16 protein-coding genes are annotated in these 19,664 nt (G+C 60.6%); 13 read left to right on the forward strand and 3 right to left on the reverse strand.

Features of this window, described 5'->3' with window-relative positions:
* Positions 1-11 precede the first annotated feature (11 nt).
* From tssM to vasI, 3 genes are read right to left on the reverse strand one after another with little or no spacing between them, the layout of a single operon-like run.
* Positions 12-3,632, reverse strand: a complete 3,621-nt coding sequence (tssM, locus tag ACF8RA_RS24375; RefSeq protein ID WP_392519653.1) for a type VI secretion system membrane subunit TssM — start codon at positions 3,630-3,632, stop codon at positions 12-14.
* A complete protein-coding gene (gene tssA, locus ACF8RA_RS24380; protein WP_392519654.1) occupies positions 3,629-5,092 on the reverse strand; it encodes a type VI secretion system protein TssA in 1,464 nt (487 codons plus the stop codon). Before tssA ends, tssM begins: the two co-directional genes overlap by 4 nt.
* Positions 5,080-5,730 carry a type VI secretion system-associated protein VasI gene (vasI, locus tag ACF8RA_RS24385; protein WP_176684146.1) on the reverse strand — a complete coding sequence of 217 codons (651 nt, stop codon included), beginning with the start codon at positions 5,728-5,730 and terminating at the stop codon, positions 5,080-5,082. The genes tssA and vasI overlap by 13 nt, the downstream gene beginning before the upstream one ends.
* Positions 5,731-6,056: 326 nt before the next feature.
* Between vasI and tssB the strand changes: the two genes are divergently transcribed.
* From tssB to ACF8RA_RS24450, 13 genes are all read left to right on the forward strand, one after another.
* Complete coding sequence (tssB, locus tag ACF8RA_RS24390; RefSeq protein ID WP_209966696.1) at positions 6,057-6,560, forward strand: type VI secretion system contractile sheath small subunit; 504 nt, start codon at positions 6,057-6,059, stop codon at positions 6,558-6,560.
* A gap of 17 nt (positions 6,561-6,577) precedes the next feature.
* Positions 6,578-8,068 (forward strand): type VI secretion system contractile sheath large subunit, encoded by a 1,491-nt coding sequence (tssC, locus tag ACF8RA_RS24395; RefSeq protein WP_392519655.1) that lies wholly within the window; start codon positions 6,578-6,580, stop codon positions 8,066-8,068.
* Positions 8,065-8,475 (forward strand): type VI secretion system baseplate subunit TssE, encoded by a 411-nt coding sequence (tssE, locus tag ACF8RA_RS24400; RefSeq protein ID WP_252459129.1) that lies wholly within the window; start codon positions 8,065-8,067, stop codon positions 8,473-8,475. Before tssC ends, tssE begins: the two co-directional genes overlap by 4 nt.
* 3 nt (positions 8,476-8,478) lie before the next feature.
* Positions 8,479-10,245 (forward strand): type VI secretion system baseplate subunit TssF, encoded by a 1,767-nt coding sequence (gene tssF, locus ACF8RA_RS24405; protein ID WP_392519656.1) that lies wholly within the window; start codon positions 8,479-8,481, stop codon positions 10,243-10,245.
* On the forward strand, positions 10,209-11,225 hold the full coding sequence (tssG, locus tag ACF8RA_RS24410) for a type VI secretion system baseplate subunit TssG (protein ID WP_176684150.1): 1,017 nt from the start codon (positions 10,209-10,211) through the stop codon (positions 11,223-11,225). Before tssF ends, tssG begins: the two co-directional genes overlap by 37 nt.
* Entirely contained in the window at positions 11,222-11,791 is a 570-nt protein-coding gene (locus ACF8RA_RS24415; RefSeq protein ID WP_176684151.1) for an FHA domain-containing protein, read from the forward strand. Before tssG ends, ACF8RA_RS24415 begins: the two co-directional genes overlap by 4 nt.
* The gene (gene tssJ, locus ACF8RA_RS24420; protein ID WP_392519657.1) at positions 11,788-12,585 is read left to right on the forward strand and encodes a type VI secretion system lipoprotein TssJ; all 798 of its coding nucleotides are present in this window, start codon (positions 11,788-11,790) and stop codon (positions 12,583-12,585) included. The genes ACF8RA_RS24415 and tssJ overlap by 4 nt, the downstream gene beginning before the upstream one ends.
* 55 nt (positions 12,586-12,640) lie before the next feature.
* Complete coding sequence (tssK, locus tag ACF8RA_RS24425; RefSeq protein ID WP_392519658.1) at positions 12,641-13,978, forward strand: type VI secretion system baseplate subunit TssK; 1,338 nt, start codon at positions 12,641-12,643, stop codon at positions 13,976-13,978.
* A gap of 1 nt (position 13,979) precedes the next feature.
* Positions 13,980-14,849, forward strand: a complete 870-nt coding sequence (gene icmH, locus ACF8RA_RS24430; protein ID WP_392487538.1) for a type IVB secretion system protein IcmH/DotU — start codon at positions 13,980-13,982, stop codon at positions 14,847-14,849.
* Positions 14,850-14,982: 133 nt separating this feature from the next.
* On the forward strand, positions 14,983-15,498 hold the full coding sequence (locus ACF8RA_RS24435; protein WP_176684154.1) for an Hcp family type VI secretion system effector: 516 nt from the start codon (positions 14,983-14,985) through the stop codon (positions 15,496-15,498).
* Between the two features lie 75 nt (positions 15,499-15,573).
* Positions 15,574-17,742, forward strand: coding sequence for a type VI secretion system Vgr family protein (locus ACF8RA_RS24440; RefSeq protein WP_392519659.1), 2,169 nt, complete (start codon positions 15,574-15,576; stop codon positions 17,740-17,742).
* Positions 17,739-18,662 (forward strand): DUF4123 domain-containing protein, encoded by a 924-nt coding sequence (locus ACF8RA_RS24445; protein WP_176684156.1) that lies wholly within the window; start codon positions 17,739-17,741, stop codon positions 18,660-18,662. Before ACF8RA_RS24440 ends, ACF8RA_RS24445 begins: the two co-directional genes overlap by 4 nt.
* Positions 18,655-19,664 (forward strand): T6SS effector BTH_I2691 family protein (locus tag ACF8RA_RS24450; protein ID WP_392519660.1); only part of this gene is annotated, 1,010 nt, incomplete at its 3' end. The genes ACF8RA_RS24445 and ACF8RA_RS24450, both read left to right, overlap by 8 nt.

A 19,664-nucleotide genomic window follows, 5' to 3' on the forward strand; every position in this document is an offset into this window, starting at 1 on the left:
CGTGACGATGTTCATGGTCGCTGCTCACCCGACAACATCGCCTGCCCCCCATTGGCTGGCTGTTGCAACAAGCCTCGGGGCAAGCGGAAGCCTTTGAACGGTTGCTGGGTAATGGGGTTGAAGGCTTTTTCAGCGTTAAGCCGATAGCGCATCACGCCATCTCCGGTCCTGAAGCTCAGGTCCACGCTGGTCGCCGTCCGGCCATTGAGCGCGCCGCGGCTGAACAAGCGGAACATCGACCACGGGCCACGGTACTCCAGGCTGCTACTGTTGCCATTTTGCCTTAGCAAGGTGAGATTGCTGCGGACCTGCTGCCCCAGAGTGTTGGGCCAGACAATGCCCGTGATATGGCTTGGGCCATGGGTGTAGGCAATCAACTGGCCATCCAGGTCCAGCAGGCTGGTACGCTGGTTCGCACTGAGCCCCAAGGGCTCGATGCTGAACTGCACACTTAGCTTGCCACGCTGATCGAAGAATGTTTCGCGGATGCGATCCGCCAGCTCGAGCTGCTCGATCACGTCGGCACGAATCAGGGATTGCCCGTGCTGAGCGGATTGCAAGGCCTCAAGGTTGTCCTTCAGGAAAACCTTGAGATACCGTTCATTGAACTGCTGCAGGCGCCCTTTCGGCCCGAAGAACGCCTCGAAGTCATCCAAAGAAGCATCGGGTGCCTTCACCACAAAGGGGTAGCGGCCTGCCAGGCGTTGCTGGAAAAAACTGTACACGTCAGCATCCCAGCGTCGCTCAAGTTCGCGCAGTGCTTCAACGTTCAGCACCTGGGCAGTCTGGTCGGCGAGCTTTCTGACCTGGTGGCTGATGGGCTCCGGTAAACCTGTGGCAACACGTTGCAGGGTGCCGATCGGGTCCTGCCCTGTCATCGCAAAGCGCTGATGCACGGCTTGCAACGCAGCCTTGCCGCGGTCCGGGCTGTCTTGTACGGCCTTGGCGTAGTCCAGCACGGCCGCAACAGCGCCAAGGGTTTCATCGTAGTAGCTCGGCTTTTCTCCTGTCGCCTGCAGCATGGCGCCCAAGCCTGCAAACGCCCGCTGGATGGCCAACGCTTGCTGTTGCTCGGGTTTCCCGGTTGCTGCCCACAACGCACTCAGCTCACCCGGTGCTTCAACACCTGCTGGCGGCGCGAGCGAGGTGTTATCCCTGACCGTATCCAGCAGCCGCTGCAAAGGTGCTGCGGGGCCGGTCAACTGTTCCAGGATCGTGACACCATGGTCCAGATCACGGAAGTCAGCCACCGTAAAAGCGTTCAGGGCGCGCCGCCAGCTGTCAATGTAATCGGCGCTGTATAGGTTATACAGCCGCTCGGTCAGCGCATCGCGGTCAACGTCCGAATAGTCAAGTTGACTGCGCTCCCCCAATGCCCATTGATCAACCATCGCCATTTCAGCGAACCGCTGGCTGCGCGGCGCGAAGTATTCCCTGAAGCCTTTGGCGGTGAGCATGGCGGCCAGCCGTACATCCTCATTTCCTTGCCTGGCCCCGGAAGACGGCTGGTACACTACATCGAACGCAGGCCCTACCTGGTGGCGCAGGTCCAGCCCGGCGTGCAACTGCTGGTACGATTGTTGTTTGAGCCCAGCATAGACCCGCTGTGGCAACGGCAATTTGCGCAACGCCTGCTGCACTTCGCTGACCCGCTGGCGATACTGCGGCAAATCGGTATCGGCATAGGCCAAGGCGTATTTCAGGTGCTGCATGAGGTCACGCTGCAACTGCCCCTGGCCAGGAAAGGCGCGTTGCCACTGCCGGGCCATCCAGTCCTCGACCCATTCGGGGCGGCGGCTGTGGCGGTCCTCGATCATCCGGTAAACCCTGAGCGCGGCCATTTGTTGCTCGCTGCCAGGGGGTGCTGCGTTCATGGCATCGATCACACCACTGGCCAAGGCCGGCAAGAAACGTTTCGACAACAAGCTGAGGTACGCCTCATCAACCAAGGGACCAATGTTGCGCCCTTGATACAAGCCAAAATCGGCAACCACCGGCCAGGCCGCACGATAGTCGCCAAACACCGCCACCGCATCGCGAATCTGGTCCAGTGGCGCCAGCAGGTTGCGCCCGGTCGGATCAAGACGCATATCGACTTCGTGACCGCTGTACTCCTGGCTTTTGGCGAGCACACTGGCAGCCTTGGCGCCATTGATATCGGCGTAACGCTGCCAACTGGCAATGGCGATACTGAACGCCAGGATGCCTACACCAGAGCCCACCCACAGCAAGTGGCGCTTGCTGCGCGCAACCCGAACATTGTCGCCCGCCAGCCCGGCTTCCTGATAAATAACCCGCCTGAATGCTTGCTGGATGAAATAGACCAACGCCTTCCCTTGTGCCTTACCTTCACGCAGGGGCAGCTTCGTCGTGTAGGGCTGTGCCGCTTCACGGACAAAGGCATTGCGCATGTCGCCTTGCTGTACCACTGACGACCAGTACACACCACGTACCAAGGGTGGCGTGGTGAACCGGTCACTCGCCAAGGTTTCGCGCAAGAATGCTTGCAGTATGGGGCGCAACCCGATCAGTTGTGCATGCAGTGAGAACAGGCGCCCGCACGGTGCTGTCTTGCCCAGTACATCCAGCCGGTCGATAACCTGCTCATGCAATTGGGTGAGAAGCCGCCCGTAGTGCTCGTCATACTCATCCAGCCAGGCGTCGAACGCGTCTACCGCATCCAGCTTGAAGGTAAACCCCAACAGGCTTTCACGCTTGGCGGCCGGAAGCTGGCTGTAGAACTGGTCGAAGCCGTCCAGCAGATCGAATTTGGTCAGTACCACGTACAGCGGCAGGCGCGCCCCCAATTGACTGCTCACTTCGTACAGGCGTGTGCGCAACCCATGGGCCAGCGCGACGCGCTGCTCGGGCTTGCCATGCAGCAGCGCCGGCAAGTCGACCACCAGCAACACACCATTGAGTGCCCGCTGGCTTCGCTTACGCTGCAGCCAGCTCAACAGGTGCTCCCACAACCTGGCCTGGATGCCAGGCGGCGCGCAGGCTTCGGAGGGGGCGTTGGCCGCCGAGCCCGCCGGTGTTTCTTGACTGATGAAAACACCAGGCGGGTCGATGATCACGGCATCGTCGCTCACCCACCAGCCTACCGGGTAGGCCAGCGCTTCAGACTGTCGGCCCCGTGCCTGGGCCTGGTCGATACGCGTCAGGGTAAAGCGCTGATCGGTGCGGTCGATGAAGCTGCTTTTACCGGACTGTTCGACGCCCAACACCAGGTACCAGGGCAGCCGGTACAACGCACGTCGCCCACCGGCATTGTAGAGGTACCGCTCAAGCCCCTGGCTCAACGCCCGCTCTTGCGCCTGAACAAACGGTAGCGCGACATCCTGCTCGGCGGCCAATGCCTGCTGGCGCTCCGCTTGCAGGCGGCGAAAGCGCGTGCGCAGCACTCCAAGCCAGCACAGAAGCGGCACCAGCACGAGCACCAGACTGGCCACGCTGCGATGAGCCACACTTGCCAGCGGCTGCTGCTCACGCCACGTCCACTGCGGGCCAAGCCACCAGATTGCGACCAGCATCAGCAACGCGCCAAGCCCGAGCAGCAGCGGCAGCGCCAGGCCAATGCGCGTTACCCACGGCCAGCCCCAACGTTTGAGTTGCGTCCATATTTGATTCATCGAGGCTCCTGATCCTTGTCTTGAACTGCCAGTACTGGGGATGCCGCGTACTGCTGAAGCCGCTGAAATACCTCGGGCTCCCACGCACTGGCGGTGGTTTGCTGCATGGTTCGGGCAACGCTGGCGCACAGGTCCTGGGCCAACCAGGACACACCCCGGGCGGCCAGCAGATCGGCTGCGATCACCGTGGTGTGGCAGCGCTCACGGGGAGCACGAAAGCCGGCTTGCAGCCCTTGCAGCCGAAGGAGCAGCGGTTCTACGCCACCGGTTTCCAGCTGGCTGACCAACTCCTCGCGCAGGCCGCTGAACTCCTGGGGGGTTGCACCTTGGCCAGACGGCCCTTGCGTGCCCTTGAGCCAGGCCAGGCACTGGTCGTCGACAAATACCAGCCCGTCGCTGAAGCACAACTGCTGCAGCGACGGCATACGCTGTACAAAACGGGCGGTGGCACAACGGATGGCTTCGGCCACCTCGCACATCGCCAGCTGCGTGGCGACGGTCGCAGCCAGAAAGCTGCCACGAATCCAGAAGGGGCAAGCCGTCAGGCTCTTTTCAATGCGCTGCAGCAAGGCAGGGTCAACCACCCTACTGGCTATGGCCTCTTCATAGACCCGCGTGATATCCAGCGGAACCGCCATCAATTCCGTACGGTTGCCCTGCCTGACTTGCGGAGCAACCTGAATGTGCGCCCACAAACCGAAACGCCGTAACTGGTAGCCGGTAGTGTCGTAAGGGTCCTGCTGGTTGATGAGCTCGGCCATGGACAGGACGGCCCGGCGTGTCTCACGCTCATTGCCCATCGACATGCGTGACACGGGTGTGGCGATGACATCGGCCAACGGTGCAGGCTTCTCGGTTGCAGCCGTTGCTTTGGGCACAGCAGCCTCGCTGACGCCGTTGGCAAGTTCCGAGTATTTGCCTAGCAGGCGCTCAAGTTCGCCGAGTGCTGCCGTGTCCAGCTGCACCGTTTCCTGTTGTTGCAGGCGTTTCAAGGCAGCCTGCGCTGCCGCTGCGTGGGTCGGGGTGTAGGTAAAACGATCAAGACGAGGGAGCGCCTCGGCCAAGCGGTCGATCACCAGGGCAACCAGCTTGCGCTTACCCAGGAAGCCTTTCGGTCCCGGCTTGGGATGAGCGGCCTCCCAATAGCACTCGAGCATGCCGGCCAGCAACGCCAAGGTGCATCCCCACTGCTCCCAGCAGCCGCTACGCAACCATGCGGCACTCAGGTGCGCAACGATTCGCAAGTGCTTGCATTGCCGGCTCAGGTACTGACGGGACGCGTCTTCGATGTAGACCCAGTCGATAGAGGCTTCCTGCAACCCACCCAGCTTGACCATCTCCTGATCAATGGCCTGGTAGGTTTCGTCCTCGACATCGAACAGGCCAGCCGGAACTGCCGGATCAATCGGCGTGAGCAACCGAGTGACCTCTTCCCCGGATACCTGCGCTACCACCGACATGTGCTTCTCGCCCGGCTGATCAAGGAGTCCAGGCCTAGCGCATCGAAAGTCAGCCCGTCGATCTCACGGTGATCACTTGAAACCTGGATACGCTGAGCACCGATGAGCTTCCTGATCTGCTCGATGGCGGGCAGACCCCGCCCGGCATCGAGCACTTGGCCGTTCTCCATCACCTGCCAAGGCGTCTCATGGGTAGACCAGCCCTCCCCGCTCAGGCGTACCTTGACCCAACTTGCTTCGATCGGACGCCTGGCAATCAGCTGTAGCCGGGAGATGGCCTGGATGCAACTGATTGCCATGTAGGCACGTTCATCACCCGATGCGATCGCGGGCGCCGAAATCACAAGCGCTGGTGCGCCTGCTCCGTCCCGGGTCTGGCTCCCGATGCGAAACGTCAGGTCATCCGGTGCCCGTTCAGCTTCATTTGCCATCACGCGCAACACAGTGGGGGCCTGCTGCTCCGGTGCAGACCACTGCCGTTCTGGCGTGTACGCCGGGGTGCCGGCAGCCTGATCGAAACAGGCCAGTCGCTCGACGTTGGACACAATCCGGGGACAGTCCCGCGTGGAGCCTGCCAGCACCGGCTGCAGACAAAACAGCAACGAGAGACCGGCGCCATATGCACAGCGGTTAATCATCCTGAATTTACTCTCTGAATAGTACAAATGGCCTATATGAAGCAAAGAACTTTCCTACAACTAAATAGCAGTACCGATGCCCCCTCACGACCGACCAAAACAAATTCAGCAGAAGCCTATTACACAGTACCGAACGCACACAAACAAATATTTCCTTACAACTTCACGCTCGACCAAAGAGCACTTCCCCCTGCATGGTTTTTATAGAAAACGGACAGAACACCTAATCAATAAAACGCATGTAAGAATCTTCCTACAAGGCCAAGAAATTACTAAACACAACTTATGTCTGAACATCCTACAACCCAACAGGGAGTTGCGTACTGATGCCTAAAAAGACGGGATCCGTCGCGCCGAAAGAGCGCGTCAATATCAAGTATGTGCCCGCTACCAGCGATGAGCAGGCTGAGGTGGAGCTGCCGCACAAGATGCTGGTGCTGGGCGATTTCGGCCTGGATGACGGCCGTGCGCTTGAGGACCGCCAGGTCATGCGCATCGATAAACACACATTCAACAGCGTGTTGAACGACGCCAACGTAAGCCTGAACGTGACGGTACCGTCCAGGCTCAGCACCGCCCCGGATACCGAGCTGGCCGTCCAGCTGCAGTTCAGGTCCATCAACGATTTCGGACCAGACCGGATAGCGCGCCAGGTGCCCGAGCTGAACAGGCTGCTGGAGCTGCGCGAAGCGCTGGTCGCCCTGAAGGGCCCGCTGGGCAACGTCCCGGCCTTCCGCAAGCAATTACAGCACCTGCTTAACAACGAGCAGGCGCGTAAGCAGCTCGCCCAAGAACTGGACCTGGTGCTCGAGGCGCCAGAAAAAGATTGAGACAACGGAGCGTCCCCATGCCCAAGCCAAGCAGCACCGCCATCACCCCAGACGCAACGGCCGACACGTTGAGCAATGCCACCTTGCTCGACCAGATCATGGCAGAAACCAAACTGGTACCTGCCCAGGAGGGCTACCAGGTTGCCAGGCAGGGCGTATCTGCCTTCATCGCCGAAATCCTCAAGAGCAATGACCCGGACCAAATGATCAACAAGCATCGGGCCGACCAGATGATTGCCGAAATCGACCGGGTTCTCGGCAAACAAATGGATGCCATTCTGCATCAGCCTGAGTTCCAGCAGCTTGAATCATCCTGGCGCAGCCTGAAACTTCTGGTCGACCGAACGGACTTCAGGGAGAACATCAAGCTTGAAATCTTGCATGTCACTAAAGAGGACCTGCTCGACGACTTCGAGAATGCTGCGGACATTACCTGCAGTGGTATCTACAAACATGTTTACACCGCAGGTTATGGCCAATTCGGGGGAGAGCCGATTGCGGCCATGGTAGGCAACTACAACTTCGCCCCCTCTTCCCCTGACATCAAGTTGCTAAGTTACATGGCCTCCGTTGGCGCCATGTCCCATGCCCCTTTTCTTGCCGCACCTGCCCCCGAGTTCTTCAATTTGAACAGCTTCGAGGAGCTGCCGAACCTCAAGGAAATAAAAGACCTCTTCGCCGGCCCACGGCATGCCAAGTGGCGCGCTTTTCGTGAAAGCGAAGACGCCCGCCACGTCGCCCTGACCGGGCCGCGCTTCATGCTTCGCTCCGCTTACCACCCGCAGGAACAACCGATCGAGAGCTTCAACTACGACGAAGACATCGCCGGGCAGCACGACAACTACCTGTGGGGCAATTCTGCTTTCCTGTTGGCCAGTTGCATCAACGACAGCTTCGCCCGCTACCGCTGGTGCCCGAACATCATCGGCCCCCAATCGGGCGGTGCCGTCGAAGACTTGCCGGTCCACCTGTACGAATCACTGGGCCAGTTGCAGGCCAAGATTCCTACCGAGGTACTGATTTCCGACCGCAAGGAATTCGAACTTGCCGAAGAGGGCTTCATCGCCCTGACCATGCGCAAAGACAGCGACAACGCCGCGTTCTTCTCCGCCAACTCGGTACAAAAGCCCAAGCACTTCCCGAAAACCCCTGAGGGGCTTCAGGCACAGACCAACTACAAGCTGGGTACCCAGTTGCCCTACCTGTTCATCGTCAACCGGCTCGCCCACTACATCAAGGTGCTGCAGCGCGAGCAGATCGGCAGTTGGAAAGAGCGCCGTGACCTTGAGTCCGAGCTGAACAAATGGATCAAGCAGTACGTCGCCGACCAGGAGAACCCGTCTGCCGACGTTCGCAGCCGCCGGCCGCTGCGTGCCGCGCGTATTGAGGTATCGGATGTTGCGGGTGACCCGGGCTGGTACCAGGTTTCGCTCGCCGTACGTCCGCACTTCAAGTACATGGGCGCGAACTTCGAGATTTCCCTGGTCGGGCGGCTCGATACGCAATGAGTGGTCTTTTTGATCGCCTGATGGTGGACCAGTGCACCCGCCGGGAGGCCTCCCGACGCGAGAGCGCTTCCCACAAGTTCGCCGCCATCAAGCGCCACCTCGAAACGCTGCTGAATGCCCGCCAGGGGTGCTCCCAGAGCAGCCCTGAATTGGGCCTGCGCGACTTCAACGGGCATGACGTGAGCAACGGCGACTTGCTTGTGCAGGTGAGCGCGGATATCCGCCGCACCCTCCAGCGCTTCGAGCCGCGCATACAGGTACGCACGCTCAACGCAGTGCCCGATACCCATGCCCCGCTGGAGCTGCATTTCAGGCTGGATTGCCTGGTACAGGTCAACAACCACGCAGAGCAGCTGCAACTCGAGCTGCTGGTCGATGGCCACAACTGCTACACGCGAGTGAGGTGACCGATGTCACTGAGAGACAGTTTCAGCGAAGAACTGCGTTACCTGCACGAACTGGGGAACGACTTTGCCAAGGACAACCCACAACTCGCGCGATTGCTTGGCAAAGGCGCCAGCGACCCCGATGTCGAACGCCTGATGGAAGCCTTTGCGTTCCTGACCGCCAAACTACGGCTGAAGCTGGAAGACGACTTGCCAGAGCTGACCCAGCCCATGCTGCAGTTGCTCTGGCCGAACTACCTGCGGCCGCTGCCCAGTGCGACGATCATCAAGTTCAGCCCGGTGAGGCAATCCCTCAGCCAGTCACAGCGCATTCCCAAGGGGTCGCGGTTGTTCTCGAAACCGGTAGACGGCGTGGCCTGCGAGTTCCGCACCTGCACAGCGGTCAACATTCATCCGTTCGAGATCGACACAGTGGCCGCCACCCAGACATCCGACCGTTCTGTAGTCTGCATCGGCCTTCAAACACTGGTCGAGCGTCCGTTGAACAGCCTAAGCTGTACCAGCCTCGACTTTTACCTCAGCGGCGATACCGGTACCGCCCGCACGCTTTACCTGTGGATTTCTCAATACCTCAAGCATGTCAGCGTGACCATCAATGGCGAGGTTCGTCGGCTGCCGGCAAACAGCATCGCATTCCCAGGATTCAGCCCCAACGACGCCTTGCTGCCTTACCCACAGAACGTCTTTGATGGCTACCGGATCCTGCAGGAATACTTCGCGCTCCCCCAACGCTTCCACTTTTTCAGCGTTACCGGGCTGGAAAAGATCTGGCCAGCTCATGACAGCCAGCAGGTAAGCCTCGAATTTCACTTCACGCGCCAGCTACCCGACTCGTTGCGTGTCGGCAAAGCAGATTTCAACCTGTTCTGCGCACCTGCGGTCAACCTGTTCCAGCACAGCGCCGAGCCCATCGACCTGTCCGGCAAGGACGCCATGGTTCCACTGAAGCCCAAGGGCACAGCGCCGCACGGCTACGAAATCTTCAGTGTCGACCAGGTGATCAGCACCCGAACGACGACTGACGGTAACACCGGTGAGCACCTTCGGACCTTCCGTCCCTTCGAGTCCTTCGCCCATGAAATCGAGCACGTTCAGGGGCGCACGGCGCTGTATTACCGCTGCCAGCTGGAAGAGTGCCTGCACGGCAATGGCGTCATGCATCGAATCGCCTTCGTCCGCGCCGACGCCAATAGCTACATAGGCGAGCTGGAAACCGCGTCCATCGACCTCACCTGCACAAATCGGGACCTACCGCTGGCGCTAGGCGTGGATGACATCAACGTCCTGAGCGAACTTACGCCGCCGCTGGCCACCTACACCAATCTCTGTACCCCCACCCGCCCCTGTCGCCCGGTGCTGGACGGCCAGTTGCAGTGGGCGTTGATCTCCAACATGTCGCTCAACTACCTGTCCATGCTCTCGGTAGAGCCGCTGAAAGCGGTGATCCGCGCCTATGACTTCATGGCCCTGCACGACATCCAGCAGGCCCGCACCACCCGTAAACGCCTGGAGGGTATGCGCGACATTCATACGCAGCCCATGGATTGGCTGATCAAGGGGCAACCCATTCGCGGCCTGCACACCCTGCTGAAACTGGACCAGACCGCCTTCCTCTGCGAAGGCGACTTGTACCTGTTCAGCTGTGTGCTCGCGCACTTCTTCGCCCTGTACGCCAGCATCAATTCCTTCCACCAGCTGGAAGTGATCAACACCACCAATAACGAGCACTACACATGGCCAATACAGACCGGCAAGCAACCGCTGATCTAGCCGACAAGCTGCTCTGCAAAGCGCACCAGTACAACTTTTTCCAGTTGCTGGAGCGGTTGCACGGGCTGCATGGCGATAACCTGGAACCGCGTTGGCCGGACGAGGCCACCCGGTTGCGCGTGCGCCTGGCCTGCGACCCACGGCTGACCTTCCCTGTATCGGACGTGTACAAAGCCCAGAGAATGCCCGCTGAGGACGAGCGCTACCGCATCGTTGCCACGTTCCTGGGGTTGCACGGCTCCGATTCGCCATTGCCCACCTATTACCTGGAACAGGTGGCGTACGAACATGCGCATGGCATCGGTGTACGGCCAGCCTTCTTCGACTTCTTCAACCACTACCTGCTCAGCCTGTTGCACCGTATCTGGCGCAAGTACCGCTATTACATCCGCTTCCAGCCAGGTGCCAGTGACGGGTTCTCGCAGTACATGTTTGCCCTGCTGGGGCTTAACGACAAGCAGTTGCGAGGGGACACGGCGCTGCCCTGGAGCCGCCTGCTCAGTTTTGCCGGCGTGATCGCCAGCCGCAGCCGAGCACCGGGGACCGTCGCCGGCATCATCGCCCACTGCTTCGACCTCAAGCAGGTGCACATCCGCGAGTTCGAGACGCGATCAGTCGTCACGCCGTCCAGGCAGCTTGCAAGCCTGGGGCGAACCAACGGCCAGCTGGGCAGCACGTTCATGATTGGCAGCCGCACGCGCACCCGCAGCAGCAAGTTCACCATCGTGATCAGCGAACTCGACCAGACGCAGCTGCGGGACTTGCTGCCCAGCGGCATCAACTTCGACCGTTTGCGTGCATTGATCGACTTTTTGCTGCGTGACGGGCTGGCCTATGACCTGGAGCTGCGCCTTGAGCAGAGCGCGTTGCCCCCCTTCTGCTTGCACCGCAGCCAGGGCGCATACCTGGGCTGGACCAGCTTCGTCGACGACCGGTATGGCCAGATCAGCCCGGTTGTACGCATCCGGGGGCGCTCATGAGCACAGTCACCTTGAGCATCACCAACCTCGACCAACTGCAGCACGGCGTTACTGCTCGGCATCTGTTCGATTGCAAGGGCGGCACCATCGGTAGTGGGCGAGCAAACTGGCAGATCAATGACCGTGATCAGACCGTTGCGCCCATCCACTGCGAAATCCGCTGGATCGAAGGCAGCTTCTGTGTGATCGACCATTGCCACCGCACCTACGTCAGTGGCAGTGCCAACAGCCTGGGGCCGCTTCCACCCAGGCGCCTGGTTGAGGGTGACCAGCTTCTCATTGGTGCCTATCGCCTACAGGTTCAGTACTCCCAGGATCAGGCCTGCACACGCTCGCTGGAGGACCTGTTCAACCCTGACCCGAGGGTGCTCGACCGCCTGATAGCCGAAGCGCCTGCACCCGCTTGGCCGGCACAGCCTTCTGCCCCCCAACCAGCCGTCGAGATCTGCTCGGTCTTCAAAGCAGCCATGGGGAGCGACCCTCTGGCAGCGCTGGACGCAGCAGACGGTGAAGGGGCACTCCGAGAAAGCCCGCTGCAGCGCCTGATTGCCGGAGCATACCCATGAAGCCTCATCCACTTCTGCTCGCCCCCCTGCTGCTTGCGCTGGTCGGGCCCGCCGGCTGCACATCTTTGAGCAGAATGAGCCAGGTAGCCATGGACCACTCGTTGCCCATCGGGCCGCCCAAGGATCACCCGACCGAGGTCGCATTCAGCATCAATGCCAGCCCTACCCTCAACGGCAATCCGGACAGCCTTGACGTCACAGCCGATCAGGATCGCGCCCTGGAGCCCAGTCCCTACGCTGTGACCCTGAGTGCTGGCGACCCCTATGCGTTGACCGAAAAAATCGGGGTTCTGTTCGAATACCTGCAAGCGCAATTCCCGGCCATGTCCCCCGTCGAGCTGGACGAAGGAGACGAAAGCGACCCGGCTCGCTCGCCCCTGGAAGAAAGCGGCCCAGGCAGCTACGACGACCCTCAGGTGGCGTTGACCTTGCCGCCCACCACAAGCGTTGCCTCAGCGCTGGTCGCCACGCCCATTGCCATCACGATCCTGCAATTGCGCGACGACTCACTGCTGCGCAACACCGTGTACCAGCTGCTGGAGCAGGACCCGGCCAAGGCGCTGCGCAGTACCTATATCCGTAGTGACGACTACCTGCTGCGCCCTGGCCAGTTCAAGTACATCCCGTTCGAACCCATCCACGCCGAAACCCGCTTCGTCGCGGTGATTGCCGACTACCGAGGCCATGAAAACGCCAGCTGGCGGCAAGTACTGCGCATTCCGCCGCGTGGCCGCCAGATCATGCTGTCGGTGTTGGTCAACGACACGCACATCGTGCTCAAGGAAGAAGACTGATGGCGCCTCAACACCCTTTGCCCTTCCTGCTTACTCACGCTGACACGGAGCGCCCATGAGTTCACGCAATCCCGTTCTCTGGCCTGAAGGCCTGTTCGTCAAACCACAGCATTTCCAACAGGCGACCAGAGCCAGCGAAGCAGCCCTGCACCAGCGCCTCGCCAGCCTCAATGCAGCCTTCTACGGCTTCAGCGAACTTCAGTTGAACGACGAATACCTGAGCCTGGGCAAAGTCGCCATCACCCGGGCGCGAGGTGTGATGCCGGACGGCACGGTGTTCGACATTCCCGCCGACCTGCCGCCACCGCCGCCACTGGAAATCGGCGACGACGCGTGCAAAGACAGTGAGGTGTATCTGTGCCTGCCGCTGCGCACCGATGGCGGCCGCGAAGTGAGCTGGCCCGACAATGCAGCCAATTTCCGCTATACCGCCCAGGCACAGGAAATCAAGGATACCCACACCGCTGATGGTGACCTGGTGCAGGTAGACCTCGCGGTGCCCAACCTGCAGCTCAAACGCAAGACCGAAGACAGAAGCGCCTACACCCGCCTGGCCCTGGCACGTATTCTGGAACGGCGCGCCGACGGCAGCCTGCAACTGGACGAAGCGTTCTACCCCACCAGCGTTTCGGTGCGGGCGGTGCCAGCGCTGCAGCGGTTTCTTGAAGAAATCACCCATACCTTGCGCGAGCGGGCGCGCGGCCTTGCCACGCGGATTGGTGCATCGGGCCAGTCCGGGATCGCCGACATTCGCGACTTCAACCTGCTGCAGGCCATGAACCGTTGGTGGCCATGCTTCCAGCATTTGGCCAGGCAAGCGCAAACGCACCCCGAGCAGCTGTACCTGTGCATGAGCCAGGCCTGTGGCGAATTCGTCACTTTCACCGACCAGAACAGGCTGCCGCAGGAGTACCCCGCCTATCACCACACCGCGCTGCGCACCTCTTTCAAACCACTGGAAGACACCTTGCGCCGATCTCTGAGCACCGTCTTGCGGCCGCGCGCTGTTTCACTGCGCTTGGAGAGCGAACAATTCGGCGTGATGACGACCACGCTGGAAGACCGCCGGCTGATCGACGAAGCCGACTTCATCCTCGCCGTGCGCGCCGACCTGCCACCACAGGCGTTGCGCCAGATGTTCATCCAGAAAGCCAAGATCACCTCACTTGAGTCACTGAATGACCTGGTGCCGCTGCAATTGCCAGGCATCCCTTTGTTGCCTTTACCGGTAGCGCCCCGCGACCTGCCCTTCCATGCGGGCTTCAGCTACTTCGAGCTGGACCGACGTGACCCGGCCTGGGCGTGCATGAGCAAGGCGAATGGCTTCGGCATCCACATTGCGGGCGACTTCCCAGGGCTTGAACTGCAGTTCTGGGCGATCAGGAGTGAGTGACATGGGAAAAGACAACAACACGCCCACCGACGAAAACAACGCTGCAGTCAACGCGCTTGATTCAACCCTTGAACAGCCAGTACCCGCCCCCCGGGCTGCAGCAAGCAATGCGCAAGTATCCACGGACAAACCTGAGCCTGAGCCCGTTTCCGAAGGCTACCCCGCTGACCCGGAATTTCAACTGCGGGGCGGCTTCGCCAACCTGATGCTGGATGCCGCATCACCGTTGTTCGGCTTGGTTATACGCCTGCGTACGCTGGACGAGCTGCCGAACATCCAGGACGTGCACCAGCAAGTACGCAGCCAGATCGACAACATTCAGGAAGAAATGCGCCAGCACGGTTACGAGCCGGCTCAGTTGCTGGCGTACTCCTACGGTCTGTGCCTGTTCATAGACGAGGCCGTTATGGAGCGGCCCTGGGGCAAGAGCAGCTGCTGGAGCCAGGAGCCGCTGCTTAGCATCTTCCACGACGAGACCTGGGGTGGGGAAAAAATCTTCACGGTGATTACCCGCCTGATGCAGGAGCCCAAGCGTTATCAGGACGTGCTTGAGTTCATGTACTACGCCCTGTGCCTTGGGCTGAAGGGCAAGTACGCGCTCGCGCCGAAAGGCGAAGAAACACTCAATGCACTGATTCACCAACTGCACGGGATCATCCGCGAACTGCGCGGCCCCACCCCCGAAGAAGTCTGCGACCCCTACACCAATGTGGCCCCACGCAACTTCCGCATGAGCCGGCAATGGCCCTGGTGGAGCCCCTTGGTGATTTCCGCCATCGCCATGGCGGTGGCTTACAGCATTTACAGCTATCGCCTGCACCTGATCACAACCGAGGTGCTGGAGTCGCTGAACGGCATTTTGCAGCAATAGCCAACCGTGACACAGCACCACTGAGTTCAACGAATTAGCGAGGCTTTTGCCTCGCTGACAAGCCCATCGTTTCCGATGGCCACGCCACCTGGGGTGCGCGTGCTTTACCCACATGGACGCAGGAGTAACTGCCATGCCAACACCCGCTTACATCAAGATCGAAGGCCAGAAACAAGGCAACATCACCGCGGACGCCTTCACCTCCGACTCCGTCGGCAACATTTACCAGGAAGGCCATGAAGATGAAATTCTGGTGCAGGAAGTCAAGCACCAGGTCACCGTCCCCACCGACCCGCAAAGCGGTCAACCGGCCGGGCAACGGACCCACAAGCCCTTCATTTTCACCAGCTCGCTGAACAAGGCCACGCCACTGATGTACCAAGCGCTGGCCAGTGGCGAAAAGCTGCCAACGGTTGAAGTCAACTGGTACCGCACCTCGGCAGTGGGCGAGCAGGAGCACTTCTTCACCACCAAGCTGGAAGACGCCATCATCGTCGAGATCAACACCGTGCTACCCCACGCCCAGAATGCGAAGAACGCGAACTACACGCAGCTGGTGGAAGTGGCGATGATGTATCGCAAGATCACCTGGACCCACGTAACGGCGGGTACCGAAGGCTCTGACGACTGGCGCAAACCGATCGCCTGATCTCACTGAAATGCCCCAGGCAGGCGTGCTCTGCCTGGGCTTTTCGAATATTCAGACGGCGGACAAGGATCGTGTATGCCTAGCCAATCTGACGTGCGTTACAGCTTCCAGCCGCTGGTTGGCAAAGCTGAATTCGAAGTGGTGTCGTTCGAACTCCGAGAGGGCATCAGCGCCCCCTTTGAACTGGAGCTGAAACTGATCAGCTTCGAAAACGATATCGACTTCGGCCATTTGCTCGACAAACCCGTGCTCTTCACCATCTTGGACGGAGAACGCCCGGTACGGTACGTGCACGGCCTTGTCAGCAGCTTCAGCCAGGGCGAGAGTGGCTTCTACCGCACTTACTATCACGCCTTGGTCGAACCGCAACTGGCCCGCGCCAGGCTGCGCTCGAACTGGCGCATCTTCCAGCACAAGACCGTTCCGCAAATTCTCGAGCTGATGCTCAAGCGCCAGGGCATCGACCAGTACGAACTACGCGCCGGCCTGGACCATCAGGTGCGCGAATTCTGCGTACAAGCCGGCGAAACCGACCTCGACTTCATCGCCCGCCTGGCGGCCGAAGAAGGCCTGGTCTACCGCTTCGAGCACAACGAAAAGCGCCATAAGCTGATCATCACCGACAGACTGCAGTCACTCGGTCTGATAAGTCACGGTGTCATCAAACACGAGGACGACGCCGAACGCTTCTACCGTGAGCGTGAACCGTCAGCCCCGGACACCGTGCTGTACCATTCCAACCACGGCGGCGACCAGGCTCAACCTTGCCTACGGCGCTTGCGCTACAGCGAACAAGTGCGTACTGCACGGCAGGTTCAACGCGACTACACGTTCACCCACCCAGCCTATCGTCAGGAACACAGGGCCTCGGGCCCCTATCTTGAGCACCAGTCCACGGATTATGAGTGCTTCGACTACCCCGGCCGTTACAAACGCGATGCCGTTGGCAAGCCGTTCACCGAAAACCGCATCACTGGCCTGCGCCACGACGTGCGCATTGCCGAGGTGCAAGGCAACAATGTGCGCCTTCAACCGGGCCTTAGCTTCACCCTGACCGGCCACCCACGCGAAGACCTGAATGTGCATTGGCGGGTCAGCACGGTCCGCCACGAAGGCAGCCAGTTCACCAGCCTGCAGGAAGAAGCTGCCGGGGCCGACCAGGGCACACGATACGAGCAAAAGGCGGTACTGGTGCCAGGCAGAACCGAGTGGCGCCCAGCTCCGTTGCCCAAACCACGCGTTGACGGCCCGCACATGGCCACTGTGGTCGGGCCGCCCGGTGAAGAGATCTACTGCGACGAATGGGGCCGGGTCAAGGTCAGCTTCCCCTGGGACAGAGAAAGCCAGGACAACGAGTTCAGCTCCTGCTGGGTACGCGTATCCCAAGGCTGGGCCGGTGGCAGCTGGGGCTCGATGGCCATCCCGCGCATCGGCCAGGACGTGATCATCCACTACGTCAACGGCGACCCTGATCAGCCGATGATCACCGGCCGTACTTACTGCGGTAACCAATTGCCACCCTACGACCTTCCCCGCCACAAGACCCGCATGACCATCAAAAGCCAGACCCACAAGGGCGATGGCTTCAACGAGCTGCGCTTCGAGGACGAACTGGGCCAGGAGGAAGTGTTCATTCATGCCCAGAGGGACCAGAACAATGTGGTCAAGCACGATGAGACTACGCAGGTCGGCAATGACCGCAAAGAGCAGGTCGATAACGACGAATCGATCCTGATCGGCCACGACCGTACGGAAACGGTTGGCAATGACGAGCGCATCACCATTGGGCAGGATGCCGCGCTCGACATCGGTAGAAACCACACGATCAGGATCGCCAAGGACCGTGTCGAAAACATCGGCAATCACCGTCACGATCAGATCGCCGCCAATCACCACACCCGTATCGGTGGCAACTTCGAACAACGGGTCGAAGGGCATGCCGAGCTGGAAGCTCGCGGGGATATCCGCAGACGTACCCGCCGTTATGAACTTCGAGCATCGGAAGCCGTGGTCATTCAAGGCCCTGGGGGCGCCATTCGAATCGACGAAACAGGCATCACCCTGGACAGCCCGACGATTCGCATCACCGGCCAGATGCTCAAGTCGGCAAATGGGACGGCAAGTCCCTTTTCCATCAGCAGTGCACCGAACACCGGCAAGCCTCTGGAGCGCTTGTGTGGGCGTCGCCCTGATGGTTCCTGCCCCCTGCCCGATTGCCGCTGTATCCGAGGGCAAGTCCAATGACCACCTTGTCATCACCTCCTCCGCGTAGCGAAGACTTCGCTCACAACTGCCGCTTTCTGCTGCTCATGACCAGTGCAATCGAGAACTGGGCCTATCGGCCCATCCCGCAGGAAGGTGAACTGGTTCCTGCTTATGCCCCATCGGTACTCGACCTTATAAACGCTGTCAGCCGGAATACTCAAAAGGCATGGTTATGGAAGAGCAGCGCCCTGGATGACCGTCATGAGTTTGGGCCTTTGCTGGTGGACGTTGCAGACGCTCACGAGCTGCTTGCCCATGCAATCACGACCTGGATGCCTATCGGTGGCGCCATCGCGCTGGATGCCGAGGTTGGCCTGGCAGCGCTGGCAGACCACTTCACCAGCCTGGTGCAGGTCGTGCTCCCTGACCAGAGCGTTGCCACTCACCATGTCACACCGGACCATCTTGCGGCCTGGCTGAATGCGCTGGACGACGACCATCGCAAGGCCTGGCTTGGCCCGGTGTCTCGGTTGGCATGGCGAGTCAACTGGGGGCCGGCTCATGAGTGGAAAACACACGAAAACAAGCCGATTGCTGCCCGCTCAAAATCAGAACTGCCTTTGACCCTCCAGCAGCTTGAACTTGATCGGCTGCAAGCAGGCATGCACGAGCACTTTGTCCTCTCATTGGCACATGAGGTCTTGGCCATGCCGCCCCATGCCCACCATACCTTGGCGGACATACGCCTCTGGATAGAAACACTCCTGCCGCAACTGACAGCCCTCAATTTCCGGAGCGAGGAAGTTGCGGGCCAATTCATTCGGCTGATAGCCGGGCACATGTGGCTGATGAGCAATGACAAGGCGGGAAAAATCTACACCAACCTCGAAGAGTCGCCCCAGGCCCGCCTTCGCGAGCTCCAGGCTCTGGTCGAAAGCAAGGAGTCTGCCCATGACTAACGCCTCCGTCAGTAGCGCCACCTCCGGCCCTGCCTGCAGCGCACGCGTGCCCATCCTGCCAGTGCGCTACGCCATCGTGCCCCGCACCGCCGACGCCCCCGCCTGCCGCTATGCCGATGCAGGCTTCAACCTGGAACAAGGCTTCACTCCACTGCAGCACTCGGCCTATACCCTCCGCGCTTTGCGCCCGGGCTATGTCTACGTGTTCATGAAAGGCCCTCAGGGCGAAAAGCTGGTCATTCATGAGCACGTCGGCGTGGGCCTCTACAAGGAGCTGCGCTACCAAGGGCTGGAGGACTATCACCAGCGTGGCCGCTACCTCTCCGGCCAGAGCACGGGCTGGGTGTGGGCCGACACCTGTCAGGACACGGCCAAGGAAGTGTGGATCGGTTACAGCCCGCACCTGTGGACCAACGCCATCACCACCCGTATCACCGGTTCGCCAGCCCTGCGCAAACGGCACATGCGCCAGCTGGACATGGCCGAGCTGGTGAGCGGCAACCAGGCGCCGTCCACCCAGCCCCATGTGTTGCCAGTGAGTGCCCTGCAAACCTGGGTCGAAGACTTCAAGCCAACCGAGCGGCGCATGCCGCTGACCTGGAGCAGCGACCCGGTCACCGAAACCTTGCCCATCGGCAACCTCAATGCCATCGCCCGCCACTACCCCTGGACCCAGCCGAAAGTGCCAGTGGTGGTGGCGCTCGCCGACGCCGAAGGCATGGCCCTGGACCTGAGCCTGTCGGTCTCGGCCTACCAGCATCAACTGCGTGACCTGATGCCGGCCGAGCAACTGGAACACACAAGACCCGCCCAGCCTCCCGAGCAGGAGCGCGTGCCGGCATGCTACCGGCTGGATGCCGAACAGCTCAGCCCGCAGAGCCGCGACTTTCACCATCGCAACCTGGTCGCCATGCTGCTGAACAAGACGCTGGAAAGCCTGTACCCGGCAGATGCCCCTTCACCGGAACTGGCCGCGTTCAGGCTGGGTACGTCACGCCGGGG

It is taken from the genome of Pseudomonas sp. FYR_5 (assembly GCF_043106315.1).
GTDB classification, from domain to species: domain Bacteria; phylum Pseudomonadota; class Gammaproteobacteria; order Pseudomonadales; family Pseudomonadaceae; genus Aquipseudomonas; species Aquipseudomonas putida_Y.